The 16,171-nt window shown below is 71.3% G+C and carries 2 protein-coding genes and 1 pseudogene; all 3 read left to right on the top strand.

Annotated elements, in window-relative coordinates; translation table 11 throughout:
• The first annotated feature begins 12 nt into the window (after window positions 1-12).
• Window positions 13-10,656: an SDR family NAD(P)-dependent oxidoreductase gene (locus tag ACFVYA_RS40310; protein ID WP_387052622.1), complete on the top strand. Its 10,644-nt coding sequence runs from the start codon at window positions 13-15 to the stop codon at window positions 10,654-10,656.
• 31 nt (window positions 10,657-10,687) lie between these two features.
• Window positions 10,688-14,206, top strand: coding sequence for a KR domain-containing protein (locus ACFVYA_RS40305; protein WP_387052620.1), 3,519 nt, complete (start codon window positions 10,688-10,690; stop codon window positions 14,204-14,206).
• Window positions 14,207-14,245: 39 nt separating this feature from the next.
• Window positions 14,246-16,171, top strand: a pseudogene (locus ACFVYA_RS40300) (beta-ketoacyl synthase N-terminal-like domain-containing protein); the annotation flags it as partial.

Here is a 16,171-nt window from a genome sequence, read left to right as displayed (position 1 = left end):
GAAGGAACGACGATGGCTGACGAAGACAAGCTCCGCGCCTACCTCCGCAAGGTCACCGCCGAGTTGCAGGACACGCGGCAGCGGCTGAGGGACCTGCGGCCCGTGGACCAGGAGCCGGTCGCGATCGTCGGGATGGGCTGCCGGTTGCCGGGTGGGGTGAGCTCTCCCGACGATCTGTGGGAGCTGGTCATTTCCGGTCGCGACGCGGTTTCCGGATTTCCCACGGACCGGGGCTGGGATCTCGGCTCGCTGTTCGACGCCGACGCGGACCGCCAGGGCAAGACGTACGTTCGCGAAGGTGGATTCCTCCACGACGCCGCCGAATTCGACGCGGCTTTCTTCGGGATCTCGCCGCGGGAGGCCACGGCGATGGATCCGCAGCAACGGCTCCTGCTCGAAGTTTCGTGGGAAGCGCTGGAGCACGCGGGCATCGACCCGCACTCGCTGAGCGGAACCTCGACGGGGGTGTTCTCCGGCCTGATCTACCAGGACTACGCAACGAGGTTCCAGCAGGCGCCGCCCGAGCTGGAAGGTCTGTTCGGCAACGGGAACGTGGGCAGTCTCGCCTCGGGACGCCTCGCGTACCTGCTCGGGCTGGAAGGCCCGGCGGTCACCCTCGACACCGCGTGCTCGTCGTCGTTGGTGGCGCTGCACCTCGCGGCGCAGGCGCTGCGCTCCGGCGAATGTGACCTGGCGCTGGCCAGCGGGGTCACGGTCATGGCCACGCCCAACGGCTTCATCGAGTTCTCCCGGCAGCGGGGCCTGGCACCGGACGGCCGGTGCAAGTCGTTCGCGGCGGCGGCGAACGGGACGGGCTGGAGCGAAGGCGTCGGCGTCCTGGTGGTGGAGCGCCTGTCGGACGCGCAGCGCAACGGGCACCGAGTGCTGGCCGTCCTGCGAGGCTCCGCGGTGAACCAGGACGGCGCATCGAACGGCCTGACCGCGCCGAACGGGCCTGCACAGCAGCGGGTCATCCGCAGGGCACTGCAAAACGCCGGTCTTTCGCCGGGCGACGTGGACGTCGTCGAGGCGCACGGCACCGGAACGAGACTCGGCGACCCGATCGAAGCACAGGCGCTCCTGGCCACCTACGGACAGCAGCGCGAGAAGCCGTTGCTGCTGGGATCCGTGAAGTCGAACCTGGGCCACACGCAGGCGGCTGCCGGGATGGCGGGGGTGATCAAGATGGTGCTCGCCATGCGTCACGGAGTGGTACCGAGAACGCTCCACGTGGACGGACCGACCCCGCACGTGGACTGGTCGGCCGGTGCTGTCGAGCTGGTCACCGAAGCCCGGGCCTGGCCCGGGTCGCGGCAGCCGCGGCGGGCCGCGGTGTCCTCGTTCGGCGCCAGCGGCACCAATGCGCACGTCGTGCTCGAGCACGCTGCCGCGGTGGACCCCGAGCGGGCCGGCACCGTGACCCGGCCTTTGTTCCGTGACGGGCCCGTGCCGTGGGTGGTGTCGTCGAAATCCCGGGACGGGTTGCGGGCCCAGGCCGCCCGCTTGGCCGAGTTCACGCGAACCAAACCGCTTCCGCCCGGTGACGTCGGCTACTCGCTTGTCCGGACCCGTTCGCTGTTCGAGCACCGTGCGGTGGTGCTGGGCGCCGGGCGCGACGAGTTGGCGCACGGCCTCGAGGCCGTGGCGAACGCCGTGCCCGCGGCGCAGGTGGTCTCCGGGGCGGCGATGCCGGAGCGTGGGGTCGTGCTGGTGTTCCCGGGGCAGGGTTCGCAGTGGGTGGGGATGGCGGCGGGACTGCTGGATCGTTCGGAGGTCTTCGCGGACGAGCTATCGGCGTGCGACGCGGCGTTGGCCGAGCATGTGCGGTACTCAGTGCGCGAGGTGCTCCGCACGCGGGCGGACCTGGATCGAGTCGACGTGCTGCAGCCGGTGTTGTTCGCGGTGATGGTGTCGTTGGCTGCGGTGTGGCGTGCGGCCGGGGTGCGGGTTGCGGGTGTGGTGGGGCATTCGCAGGGTGAGGTTGCGGCCGCGTATGTGGCGGGGGCACTGGACCTGGCGGACGCGGCAAGGATCGTCGCGGTGCGTAGCCGGTTGGTGGCGGAGTCGTTGTCGGGCCGGGGCGGGATGGTGTCCGTCTCCCTGCCGCCGGCCGCGCTTCCGGCGAGCGTGTCGGTGGCTGCGGTCAACGGCCCCGCCTCGGCCGTGGTCTCCGCCGACGACGTGACGCTGGCCGGCCTGATCGAGCAGTGGGAACGGGAAGGCGTCCGAGCCCGGCGCATCGCCGTCGACTACGCCTCCCACTCGGCTCAGGTGGAGGCGTTGTCCGAGCGGCTGCGCACCGAGCTGGCCGGGATCCGCTCGAAGCAGGCGTCGGTTCCGTTCTATTCCACGGTGACCGGAGCGGCGTTCCCGGCCACCGAGCTCGACGGCGGCTACTGGTACCGCAACCTCCGTGAAACGGTGCTCTTCCAGCAGGCTGTCGAAGCCGCGCTCGACGACGGGCACACCGCGTTCGTCGAAGTGTCCCCGCATCCGGTCCTGACGCCCGCGGTCGAAGGCATCGCGGAAGCGGCGGGGGTCCAGGTCACCGCAGTCGGTACGTTGCGGCGGGACACCGACGACACCACGCGCTTTCTGACTTCGCTGGGAGAGGCGTTCGTCGCCGGGGTCGGCGTGGACTGGACGCGGGTGACCGGCACGGGCACCGTCGTGGAGCTGCCGACCTACGCCTTCCAGCGCGAGCGTTACTGGCTCGAAACCGGCGGGCAGCACGCGGATTCGTCGTTGGGGACCGGGATCGAGGGCCCGACGGGCTGGTCGTTCGCCACCCGGATCTCCCTCCCCGCTCAGCCGTGGCTCGCCGAGCACGCCGTGCTGGGCACGGTCCTGCTGCCGGGTGCGGCGTTGCTGGAGATGGTCGCGCAAGCGGGAAAGCAGGCAGGCTGTCCCCGGGTCGACGAGCTGACCCTGCATGCACCCCTGGTGCTGACCGAAGACGAGGTCCGAGAGGTGCGGGTGGTGCTCGACCGCCCCGGTGAGGACGGACTCCTGCCGGTCTCGGTGTATTCGAGTGCGGGTTCCGGGTTCGAGGGCGATCGCGAGTGGACCCGGCACGCCGCCGGCGCGCTGAGCGCCGACGTGGCTGCGCCGGGATTCGCCGGCTGGGCGATGAGCTGGCCGCCGGAGGCGGAAGCCGTCGACATCGGGGACGTTTACGAACGTTTCGCCGCGGCCGGTTACGAGTACGGCCCGGCCTTCCGGGGGCTCCGGGCGGTGTGGCAGCGCGACGGCGAGACCTTCGCCGAGGTGACGTTGCCCGGGAACGCCGCCGAGGGGCACCTCGTGCCGCCGGCCTTGCTGGATTCGGTCCTGCACCCGATGGGGGTGGCCGCGCTGCGGGACGGCGCCGGCGACACGAGGGGACTCCCGTTTTCGTGGACGGGGGTCACGCTGCACCCCACCGGAGCACGGACCCTGCGGGTGCGCCTGACCTCGACGACCGATCAAGTGAGCGCAGTGGCCGCGGACAGCGATGGCCAAGAAGTGCTTTCGGTCGATTCACTCGTCCTTCGTCCCGTGGATCCCGCGTCGCTCGGGGTGGCTTCCGCAGCCGATTCACTGTTCACAGTGGACTGGATCCGGTGCGCCGCCGGGCAGGCCGTCGACCACTGGGCGGTCCTCGGCTCCGACGGGTCCTGGCTGCCGGCCTCCGGTGCGGTGGTCGTCCGGTCGTTCGACGACCTGCACGAACCCGGAGACGTCATCCTGACCTGCGTGCCGGGTGCCTCACCCGAGACGGAGGTGGCGCGGGTACTGGCGTTTCTGCAGGACTGGATCGGACGGTTCGACCGCGGCCGCCTGGTCGTGCTGACCCGGGGCGCGGTGTCAGCGGACGACGGTGACCGGGTCACCGAGCCGGCCCTGGCCGCGGTGTGGGGATTGGTGCGCTCGGCCTCGAGCGAACACCCGGGCCGGTTCGTGCTGGGCGACCTCGATGACCACCCCGAGTCGGTCGAAGCCCTGCCCGCGGCGCTCGGCGCCGGTGAGCCGGAGTTCGCGCTTCGGCGCGGTGAACTGTTCGCTGCCCGGCTGGCCCGGGTCCGGGTTCCTCTCCTTGTTCCGCCGGCGGAACCCTGGCGGGTCGACGTGTCCGGTCGTGGCACCGTCGAGAATCTGGCTGTGGTGCCGGCCCCGGAGTCTTTGCGCCCGCTCACCGTCGGTGAGGTGCGGATCGAGGTGCGAGCGGCCGGAGTCAACTTCCGGGACGCGCTGAGCGTGCTGGGGATGTACCCGGGCGATCCGGGTCCGCTGGGCGGTGAGGGCGCGGGCGTGGTGGTCGAAGTCGGGCCAGGGGTTGACGACTTTGCCGTCGGCGACCGGGTCTTCGGCGCGTTCACGGGAGCGTTCGGTCCGGTGGCCGTCGCGGACGCGCGGCTGCTGGCGCGGATACCGGCCGGGTGGTCGTTCACGACGGCGGCGTCGGTGCCGATCGCGTTCTTGACGGCGTTCTACGGGTTGCGTGATCTCGGCGGTGTCCGGCCGGGTGAGTCGGTGTTGATCCACGCCGCCGCGGGTGGCGTGGGGATGGCCGCGGTGCAGCTGGCCCGGCACTGGGGTTGCGAGGTGTATGCGACGGCGAGTCCCTCGAAGCAGGCCGCGGTGTGCCGGCTCGGAGTGGTTCCGGATCGCGTCGCGTCGTCGCGCGACCTGGCGTTCGCGTCGGTGTTTCCCGAGGTGGACGTGGTCTTGAATTCGCTTTCGGGTGAGTTCGTGGATGCGTCGTTCCGGTTGCTGCGTTCGGGTGGCCGGTTCCTCGAGATGGGTAAGACGGATGTGCGGGAGCCGGAGTCGTTGCGGTACCGGGCTTTCGATCTGGCGGAGGCCGGGCCGGACCGGGTCGGGGAGATCCTGCGAGAACTCCTGCAGCTGTTCGATCGCGGAGTCCTGAAGCCCTTGCCCACTACGACGTGGGATATCCGCCGGAGCAAAGAGGCTTTTCGGTTCGTGACGCAGGCCCGGCACACCGGAAAGGTGGTCCTGACGGTTCCGCGTCCGGTCGGGCCGGGCGCGGTGCTGATCACCGGCGGGACGGGCACCTTGGGCGCGCACGTCGCCCGGCACCTCGCGGCTCGGGGCGTGACCGATCTGGTGCTGGTCAGCCGTCGCGGGCCCGAGGCGCCGGGGGCCGCGGCGCTGCGTGCCGAACTGACCGGCATGGGAGCCAGGGTGCGGGTGTTCGCCGCGGACATGGCGGATCGGGACGCCGCCCGCTCGGTCGTCGACGGTCTGTCGCTGACGGCGGTGGTGCACGCGGCCGGGGTGCTGGATGACGGCGTCCTCGAGGCGCAGACCCCGGAGCGGCTCGCCACCGTGTTCCGGCCGAAGGTGGACGCGGCGCTCGTGCTGGACGAGCTCACGCGGGAGATGGATCTCGCCGCCTTCGTGCTCTTCTCCTCGGCTGCGGGTACTTTCGGCAGCCCTGGGCAAGGCAACTACGCAGCCGCCAGTGCCTTCCTCGACGGGCTTGCCCAGCAACGGCGCTCACGGGGGCTGCCGGCCACAGCCATCGCCTGGGGACTGTGGGAGGACCGCAGCGCGATGACCGACCGGATGACGGGGCAGAGCCTGAGCCGCGTCACCGCGTCCGGGCTGCGTGCGATGACCGCAGGCGAAGGCCTCGCGCTCTTCGACGCGGCGTTGGCCAGCGGTTGTTCCCTGCTGGTCGCCAGCACCCTGGCAGGCCCGGGGCTCCGGATTCCGGACGGGCTGGAAGCTCCGCCGATGTTGCGCGGCCTGGTGAGCGCGCCCCGGTCGAGCCCGCCGCAGGCAGCTGGTTCCGGCCTGGCCCAGGAGCTCCGCGCGCTGCCCGGGCACGCCAGGCGCGATCTGATGCTCGGAGTGGTGCGGTCGCACGCGGCGACGGTGCTCGGGCACGGGACGGGTGAGGAGGTGGACGCAGACCGCGCTTTCAAGGAAATCGGCTTCGACTCGTTGACGGCGGTGGAGCTGCGCAACCGGCTCGCCGCCGTCACCGGGTTGAAGCTGCCTGCGACCCTCGTCTTCGACCACCCGACCGCGACCGCGCTGGCCGAGCACCTTTGCGTGACCCTCGCCGGCGAACCGGCGACGCACCACACCGCACCTGGCGGGGCCGCCGCGGCAGCGGACGACCCGATCGTGCTCGTCGGCATGGCCTGCCGCCTGCCGGGCGGGGTCACCTCGCCCGAAGATCTCTGGGAACTCGTGATCTCCGGGACGGACGCCCTCGCCGGCTTCCCGCCGGACCGCGGCTGGGATCTCGCCGCGCTCGCGGGTGACGACCCCGCGCGTGGCGCTTCGTCCGCGCAGGAGGGTGGATTCGTCTACGACGCAGCGGAATTCGACGCCGGGTTCTTCGGGATCTCCCCGCGTGAAGCCGCGGGGATGGACCCTCAGCAGAGGCTGCTGCTCGAGGTCGTGTGGGAGGCCCTGGAACGGGCCGGGGTGAACCCGCTCACCCTCAAGGGAAGTGCCACGGGCGTGTTCGCCGGCTTGAGCAGCCAGGACTACTCGGCGCGGTTCATGGCCGACCCCGAAGGCATCGCGGGATACCTCGCCATCAACTCCGCCAGTGTGCTCTCCGGCCGGGTGTCCTACACGCTCGGTCTCGAAGGACCTGCGGTAACCGTCGACACGGCGTGTTCGTCGTCGCTGGTGGCGTTGCACTTGGCCGCGCAGGCGCTGCGGGCCGGCGAATGCGATCTCGCATTGGCGGGCGGGGTGACGGTGATGTCCACGCCTTCCACCTTCCTCGAGATGTCACGGCAGGGAGGTACGGCGGCCAACGGCCGGTGCAAGTCCTTCGCGGCGGCCGCGGACGGTGCCGGCTGGGGGGAAGGAGCCGGGGTCGTGGTTGCCGAGCGGCTGTCCGACGCTCGCCGGCACGGTCATCGGGTGCTGGCGGTCGTGCGGGGTTCGGCCGTGAACCAGGACGGCGCGTCGAACGGGCTGACCGCTCCGAGCGGGCCCGCGCAGCAGCGCGTGATCACGCGGGCGCTGGAAACCGCCGGGCTGTCTCCGTCCGATGTGGACGTCGTCGAAGCGCACGGCACGGGAACCCGGCTCGGCGACCCGATCGAAGCCGAGGCGCTGCTGGCGACCTACGGCCAGGATCGCGAACGGCCGCTGCTGCTGGGCTCGCTCAAGTCGAACATCGGGCACACCCAGGCGGCCGCCGGGGTGGCCGGGGTGATCAAGATGGTGCTGGGGATGCAGCACGGGACGGTGCCCCGGACACTGCACGTCGACGAGCCGACTCCCGAAGTGGACTGGTCGGCGGGCTCGGTGGAGCTGGCCACCGAGAACGTGGCCTGGCCGGAGTCGGGGCACGCCCGGCGCGCCGGGGTCTCGTCGTTCGGCATCAGCGGGACCAATGCACACGTCGTGCTCGAAGCGCCCGAGTTCGTCGAGCGGGTGGCGGGCGGCGGGGCGCCAGGCAGCGTCCCGTGGGTCCTTTCGGCGAAGACTCCGGCAGGTTTGCGTGCCCAGGCCGCTCGCTTGCGCGCGTTCGTGCTGGCGGATCTCGAGCCGGGCGTCGCGGACGTCGCGTCCTCGCTGGTGAGGACCCGCGCGCTCTTCGAACATCGCGCTGTCGTGGTCGGGGCGGACCGGGAGACGCTGGTGAACGGGCTGGAGGCGGTGGCGACCGGCGAGGCGCGCAAGCCCGTCCGGGGCGGCACCGCTGTCATGTTCCCCGGACAGGGGACTCAGTGGGCGGGCATGGGCCACGACCTGCACACCAGGTTCGAGACGTTCGCGGCCGCGTTCGACGAGATCTGCGCCGAGTTCGACGGCTATCTCGACGTCTCGCTGCGAGAGGCCCTTGCCGATCCCGATGGGCAGCTTCTCGAGGAGACCACCTACGCGCAGGCCGGGCTCTTCGCGGTGTCCGTAGCCCTGTTCCGGCTGCTCGAGTCGTGGGGGGTGCGGCCGGACTACGTCTTCGGGCACTCGGTCGGCGAGATCGCGGCGGCGCACGTCGCTGGCGTCTTCTCGCTCGCCGACGCCTGTGCCCTGGTCACGGCCCGCGGTCAGCTCATGCACGAGCTCAGCGAACCCGGCGGGATGCTCGCGGTCGAGGCAACCGAGGACGAAGTCCGGGACGTGCTCGTCGAGTTCACCGATCGGGCCGACATCGCCGCGGTGAACGGACCGGTGTCAGTGGTCGTTTCGGGGCGTGAGGAGGCCGTTGCGGAGATCTCGGAACTCTGGCGGGCGAAGGGGCGCCGGGTGCGGCGCCTCGGTGCGCGGTACGCGTTCCATTCAGGACTGATGGACGCGGTCGTGGAGCCGTTCACCCAGGTCGTCGACGGCCTGTCGAGGCACGAGCCGACGGTCCCGATCGTCTCGAACGTCACCGGAACCCTGGCCGGCACCGAGATTCGGACCGCGGAGTACTGGGGCCGGCACGTCCGCGAGCCCGTCCGGTTCGCCGACGACGTCGCGTACCTGCACGAGCGCGGGGTCAGGACGTTCATCGAAGCCGGTCCCGGCGCGGTGCTCAGCAACCTCGTCGCGGAGAGCGACGACGAGGTCGTCGCGGTGCCGCTGCTGCGAACGGCCGCCCAGGAGGTGGGCAGCGTGCTGTCCGGAGCCGGAGAGCTGTTCGCCTCAGGTGGGGTCGAGCTCGATTGGACGGCGGTGATCCCCGATGGAGCTCGTGTCGACTTGCCTACTTACGCTTTCCAGCGCGAACGGCACTGGCTGGAAACCGAACCGCGGAAGGCTCCGGTTCCGGCGGGCGATTCGGTCGTCGACCACTGGCAGTACCGGCTCGACTGGGTACCGGTGGTGGATCCGGGCGCGGCCGTGCTCACCGGAACCTGGCTGGCCGTCCTGCCCGTGCAGCCGGGCGATCGAGTCGAGGCCGAGGTCGCCGCACTGATCGAAGCCGGTGCCGAAATCGTCCGCGTCGAACTCGGCACAGCCGGCGAAACCTCGGTTGCCGACCGGGTCGGAGAGGCGGCGGCGGGACGCACCGTCGCCGGTGTCGTGTCGTGGCTGGCCGGCTGGGGACGGCCTGCCCTGGCGGGAACTCTGGATCTGCTGCGGGCACTCGCGGCGGCGGATGTCTGGGCTCCGCTGTGGTGTGTCACGCACGGCGCCGTCAGCACCGGGCCGGCCGACCACGTCGAGGACCCTGGTCAGGCCTTGCTGTGGGGCCTGGGCCGGGTTGCTTCGGTCGAGCTCCCCGACCGGTGGGGTGGCCTCGTCGACCTGCCTGCTCGGCACGACGCGAAGACCGGGCGCCGGTTCGCCGCCGCGGTGTCCGGCGGCGGCGTGGACAGCCAGCTGGCGATCAGGCAGGCCGGGATGTTCGGTACTCGCCTGGTTCGCGCTGCTGCGCCCGACGGCAGCTCGTGGACGCCTTCGGGCACGGTCCTGGTCACCGGTGGCACCGGCGGCCTCGGCGCCCACGTCGCGCGGTGGCTGGCTCGCAGCGGAGCCGAACACATCGTGCTGACCGGCAGGCAGGGCCTCTCGGCGCCCGGGGCGGCGGAGCTGCGCGACGAGCTGAGCGCTCTCGGTACCCGGGTGACCGTCGCCGGATGCGACGTCGCCGACCGGGCCGCGGTCACGGAACTGCTCGCCGAGATTTCCACGGAGGTGCCGCTGCGGGCGATCGTGCACGCTGCCGGCGTGCTGGACGACGGTGTGCTGGAGGCGCTCACCGCCGACCGGGTGGAGAAGGTGCTGCGGCCCAAGGTCGACGGGGCGTGGAATCTGCACGAGCTGACCGCGGGGATGGACCTGTCGGCATTTGTGCTGTTCTCGTCCGCCGCCGGTGTGTTCGGGAACGCGGGACAGGGCAACTATGCCGCGGCAAACACCTTCCTCGACGCCCTGGCGATGCACCGGCGAGGGCTCGGCCTCCCCGCCACGTCGATCGCCTGGGGCAACTGGGAGGGCGGGGGAATGGCCGGTGCCCTTTCCGAGGACCTGCGCAGACGTGGGGTGCCGGCCATGCCGCCGGACTTGGCGGTCGTCGCGCTGGGCCGGGCGGTCGGCTCCGGAGAGCCGACGCCCGTGGTGATCGACGTGGACTGGGGTTCGTCCGTACTGGCCAACCTGCGGCCGCTGGTCGACCGGCTTCCGGAGGTGCGCCGGTTCGCGGCGGAGCACACCCGAACCCACGAGGGCCCCAAGCTCGCGGAGAAGCTTGCCCCGCTCGGGCAAGCCGAGCGGCAGCAGGTCGCCTTGGATCTGGTGACGACGCAGGTCGCCGAGGTTCTGGGCTACCGCCCGGACGAGACGATCCAGCCGGACCGGGCGTTCCGGGACTTCGGCTTCGATTCGCTGACCGCGGTGGAGTTCCGGAATCGCCTGGTCGCCGCGACGGGGCTGAAGCTGCCGGCGACAGTGGTGTTCGACCATCCTTCGTCGGAGGCGCTCGCTCGCCACCTCGTCGAATTGCTGGGCCTGACCGACGTGGCACCCGTCGCCTTGCTGGATGTGTTGCGGCGGCTGGACAGCGAGCTGTCGGTGCTGCCCGACGACGACCCGTTGTGGGAACAGGCCAAGAAGACCGCGAACGCGATCTTGGCGAGGACCGGCGCCGGCGACGGTGCGCAGGCCGAGGTCCGGTCGATGCTCGACGATGCCAGTGACGAAGACATGTTCCGGTTCATCGCCAGCGAATTCAAGCCTGAGCTGTGAGGCGTGGCCGAGGAAAGATGGGGCACAGACCGTGAGTGAAGAACAACTGCGCAACCCGGGCCCCTGCCTGGACGAGCTGGGTGATCCGCTGCTCGGCTCCGTCGTCGAGGGCCCGGCCGGCTGGCTGTTCCTGGGCCGGGTGTCGCTCGCCGAGCAGCCGTGGCTGGCCGGCCACGCCGTGGCGGGCACGGTGCTGGTCCCGGGCACCGCGATCGTGGTGGTGGCCCTGCGCGCCGGAGAGCGGATCGGCCGTGCGCACCTCGACGAACTGACCCTGCAGGTACCGATGGTTCTCCGGGAGGGGGAAGTTCGCGACCTGCGGGTCGTTCTCGGGCACCCCGGTGACGACGGGGCTTGTCCGGTGACCGTCCATTCCCGTGTGGACGGTGCCGCTTCCGCGGACCTCGAGTGGGTCCGGCACGCGACGGGTGTCCTCAGCGTGCCGTCATCAGGCGGCCGGAATTGTGCGTGGGCATCGGCTTGGCCGCCGGAGGGCGCCGAGCCCGTCGGGATCGACGACGTCTACGAACGGCTGGCCTCGGCCGGGTACGAGTACGGTTCCGCGTTCCGGGGCATGCGCGCGGTCTGGCGTCGTGGCGGTGAGGTCTACGGGGAAATCACGCTGCCGGACGAACCGGGTGCCGGGAGCTTCGTGATCCACCCGGCTCTGTTGGACGCGGCCCTGCACCCCTCGCTGGTGGGGTCCACCGCCACCGAGGACGTCTTGCTGCCGTTCTCGTGGCGCGAGGTGGCCGTGCACGTCGCGGGGGCGACGAGCTTGCGGGTGCGGCTGACGATCGGCAACGAGCTGTCGCTCGAAGCCGCTGCGCCGGACGGTGCGCTCGTCGCGGAGGTCGGGTCGCTGGTGGCCCGGCCGGTCGATCCGGCCCGGCTCGAAGTCACGAAGCCGTCGTCCCCCGAGCACTTCACTGTCGATCGGGTTCCCCTGGCGACCACCGGATCCGCCGGTAGCTGCGGTGTCGTGGGCGAGGACAGGACGGGGATCGCACGGCAGCTCCTGGACGCCGGCGTGCCGGTCGCTGCGCTTCACGCGGCCGACGTGGCGGTCTTCGTTTCCTCCGGGGACGGGGAACCGGCTTCTCGGACGGAGCAGGCGCTCGAGGTGCTGAAGTCCTGGTCGACGGAAAGCCGGGGCCGGCCTTTGGTGATCGTCACCCGGGGAGCGGTGGTCGCGCGGCCGGGCGAGGTGATCACCGATGTCGCCGGTGGCGCTCTCCGCGGCTTGGTGCGCTCGGCGGCGAACGAACACCCGGGCCGGCTCGTGTCGGTGGACCTGGACGGACGGCCGGAATCGCTGAGGGTACTGGCGTCGGCGGTGGCCTCGGGCGAGCCGGAGATCGCGATTCGTGCGGGTGAAGCTTCGGTTCCGCGGCTCGTCCGGGCCCGGCCCGGACTGCCGGTGCCGGCCGAGGGAGCGTGGCACGTGGACGTGTCCGGCCGCGGCACGGTGGAGAACCTGGTGGTCGTGCCGGCGCCGCAGGCCGAACGGGAGCTGGCGCCGGGCGAGGTGCGGGTGGCGATCCGGGCGGCCGGGGTGAATTTCCGGGACGCGCTGAACGTGCTGGGCATGTACCCGGGCGATCCGGGGCCGCCCGGCAACGAAGGAGCCGGTGTGGTCCTCGAGGTGGGGCCGGGGGTCACGGAATTCACGGTCGGCGATCGGGTCTTCGGCATCCTGCCCGCCGCGTACGGCTCAGGTGCCGTCACCGACGCACGACTGGTCGCCCGGATGCCGGAGACGTGGTCGTTCGCCGATGGGGCTTCGGTGTCCATGGTCTTCCTCACGGCGTACTACGGCCTGCGTGATCTCGCGGGGGTGCGTGCCGGCGAGTCGGTTCTGATCCACGCCGCCGCCGGCGGGGTCGGTATGGCCGCGGTTCAGCTGGCGCGGCTGTGGGGTTGCGACGTCTACGCCACCGCGAGCCCGCCCAAGAAGTCGGCGGTCACGGACCTCGGCGTGGCTCCGGACCGGATCGCCTCTTCGCGCGATACCGGGTTCGCCTCGGCGTTCCCGCCGGTGGACGTGGTGCTCAACTCGTTGTCCGGTGAGTTCGTCGACGCCTCTCTCGGGTTACTGCGTCCCGGAGGCCGGTTCATCGAGATGGGCAAGACCGACGTTCGGCAGGTCACCGCGGTGCGGTACCGGGCATTCGACCTCAGCGAGGCGGGGCCGGACCGGGTCCGGGAAATACTCTGTGAGCTGCTCGGCCTGTTCGACCAAGGCGCTCTGCGGCTGCCGCCGGTGACGTCGTGGGACGTGCGGCAGGCGGGTGAGGCCTTGCGGTTCGTGGCCCAGGCCCGGCACATCGGCAAGGTGGTGCTCACCGTCCCGGGTGCGATCGCGGGCGGCACGGTGCTGATCACCGGTGGTACGGCGGAGCCAGGTGTGGCCGTGGCCCGGCAACTGGCTGAGCGAGGTGTGACCGAAGTGGTCCTGGTGGACTCCGGCGGGGCGGCGGCCCCGGACACCTTGCAGGATGAGCTGACAGCGCGGGGTCTGCGGGTGCGGATCGTGGCCGCAGACCTGGCCGACCGGGAAACCGCCGCGGCGGTGCTGAGCGAACACCGGCCGGACGCGATCGTGCACGCCGCGGGAGCGTGGGACGACGGCGCACCGGATGCCTCGGCTTCCGGGCAGCCGGCCTCACTGTTCCGAACCCGCGTGGAAACGGCCGTCGTGCTCGACGAGCTGTCCCGTGATCTCGATCTCGCCGCCTTCGTGGTCTTGTCGTCGGACTCGGCGATCACCGGCGGACCGGACCGAGGAAGACACTCGGCCGCCGACACGTTCCTCGATGCGCTGGTGCAGCGGCGGCGGGCGCTGGGCTTGCCCGGTCTCGCTCTGGCTTCGCCGGCGGGGTCCGCGGCCGCACTTCTCGACGCCGCGTGGGACAGCGGTCACGCGTACCTGGCCACCGGTGACTTCGCCGCGCGCGTTGCCGAGGGCATCGCGGTCCCGCCATTGCTACGCGATCTGGCGCGGGCTTCGAGGCGGCCGGATACCGGGGGACCGATCCTCGACCAGGACTTCGCCGGCCTGGACGACCAGGAACGTCAGGACGTGATGGTCGACTTGGTGCGCGGGCACGCTGCGACGGTGTTGGGTCGCGGTTCGCTCGAGACGATCGAACCGGATCGGGCGTTCCGGGACTTCGGCTTCGATTCCTTGACCGCGGTGGAGTTCCGGAATCGCCTGGGTGCCGCGACGGGGCTGAAGCTGCCGGCGACGGTGGTGTTCGACTACCCGTCGTCCGAGGCATTGGCCCGGCACCTCCTGCGGTTGCTGGGGCCGGCCGAGGTCGCGTCGCCGGGTGATCTGATGGACTCCCTGCGGCGGCTGGAAAGCGAGTTGTCGGTGTTGCCGGACGGTGATCCGGTGTGGGAGCAGGCGCGGAAGACCGCGAAGTCGATCTTAGCCAGAGCCGGTGCGGAGAGCGGTGAACCGGGCGAAGTGCCGTCGATGCTCGACGACGCAAGCGATGAAGAGATGTTCCGGTTCATCGCCAGTGAGTTCAGGCCTGATCTGTGATCCGGTGGTCGAAGAAGAGGGGCGTTGACCGTGGGTGAAGACAAACTGCGCACTCATCTGAAGTGGGTGACCGGCGAGCTGTACAAGGCGAAGCAGCGGCTGCAGCTGCTGGAATCCGGCGCCCCGGAACCCGTGGCGATTGTCGGGATGGCCTGCCGGCTGCCGGGCGGGGTGACCACCCCGGAAGAACTGTGGGACCTGGTGTCCACCGGACGTGACGCGATTTCCGGCCTGCCGGCCGATCGCGGTTGGGATCTCGCGAACCTGGTCGACGAGGAGTCGCGCCGCGCCGGAACCTCCGCGGTGAGCCAGGGCGGATTCCTCTACGATGCCGGGAATTTCGACGCCGGCTTCTTCGGGATCTCTCCGCGCGAAGCGATGTCGATGGATCCTCAGCAGCGGCTGCTCCTCGAAGTGGCGTGGGAGGCGCTGGAACGCGCAGGCGTCGACCCGGTTTCCCTGAAGGAGACGGCCACTGGGGTGTTCGCCGGGGTGAGCAGCCAGGACTACTCGAGCCTGCTCATCCGCTCCGCGGATCAGGGATTCGCCTACCTCGCCACCAACTCCCACAGCGTGGTGTCGGGTCGCGTGGCGTACGCGCTCGGCCTCGAAGGCCCGGCCGTGACGGTGGACACCGCTTGTTCTTCCTCGCTGGTGGCCCTGCACCTGGCCGCGCAGTCGCTGCGGGCGGGGGAGTGCGACCTGGCATTGGCCGGCGGGGTCACCGTGATGTCCACACCGGGGGTTTTCGTCGGCTTCACCGAGCAGGGAGGCTTGGCCGCGGACGGGCGGTGCAAGGCGTTCGCGGCAGCCGCGGACGGCACGGGCTGGGGCGAGGGCGTCGGGATGCTCGTGGTGGAGCGGCTCGCCGACGCGCGGCGCAACGGGCATCAGGTGCTGGCGGTGGTCCGGGGTTCGGCGGTCAACTCCGACGGTGCGTCGAACGGGTTGACCGCGCCGAACGGGCCGTCGCAGCAGCGCGTCATCCGCCAGGCGTTGGCCAACGCCCGGCTCGCGCCGTCCGAGGTGGACGTCGTGGAGGCGCACGGGAGCGGGACGTTGCTGGGCGATCCGATCGAGGCGCAGGCGCTCCTGGCCACCTACGGCCAAGGCCGGGAACAGCCGCTGCTGCTCGGTTCCGTCAAGTCGAACGTCGGGCACACCCAGGCGGCGGCGGGCGTGGCCGGGGTGATCAAGATGGTGCTGGCGATGCGGCATGGGCTGGTGCCCAGGACGTTGCACGTGGACGAGCCGACGCCGCAGGTGGACTGGTCGGCGGGCAACGTGCGGCTCGCCATGGAGCAGACTGTCTGGCCGGGCTCGAGGGAGACGCGGCGAGCGGGGGTGTCGTCGTTCGGGATCAGCGGGACGAACGCGCACATCGTGCTCGAATCGGCCCCTCCGGCCGGAGCCGAGGCGGAAGCGGGCGAGCCACTCGTGTCCGGTGTGGTCTCGTGGCTGGTGTCGGGGAAGACCCCGGGCGCGTTGCGGGCGCAGGCAGGCCGCCTGCGGGAGCACGTGGATGCGCACCCGGACCTGCGTCTCGTCGACGTGGGCCGGGCCCTCGGGTCGAAGCGGGCGGTGTTCGAGCATCGCGCGGTGGTGGTGGGCGAAGACCGCGCGGCGATGCTGCGCGGCCTCGATGCCCTGGCCGCGGGTGTCCCGGACGCCGCTGTCGTATCCGGCCGGTCCCGCGGCCGGCGTGGTGGCGTGGTCCTCGTCTTCCCCGGGCAGGGTTCGCAGTGGGTGGGGATGGCGGCGAGCCTGGTGGATTCGTCCGAGGTGTTCGCCGCGGAGCTGGCCGCCTGCGATGCGGCCCTGGCCGGCCATGTGTCGTTTTCGGTGCGTGCGGCGTTGAAGGATGGTGCGCCGCTGGACCGGGTCGAAGTTGTGCAGCCGGTGTTGTTCGCGGTGATGGTGTCGTTGGCTGCGGTGTGGCGTGCGGCCGGGGTGCGGGTTGCGGGT

The organism is Amycolatopsis sp. NPDC058278, from assembly GCF_042881395.1.
Lineage (GTDB): Bacteria > Actinomycetota > Actinomycetes > Mycobacteriales > Pseudonocardiaceae > Amycolatopsis.
Note: the sequence above shows the minus strand (reverse complement) of the source record. Positions and strands in the feature narration are given on the sequence as shown.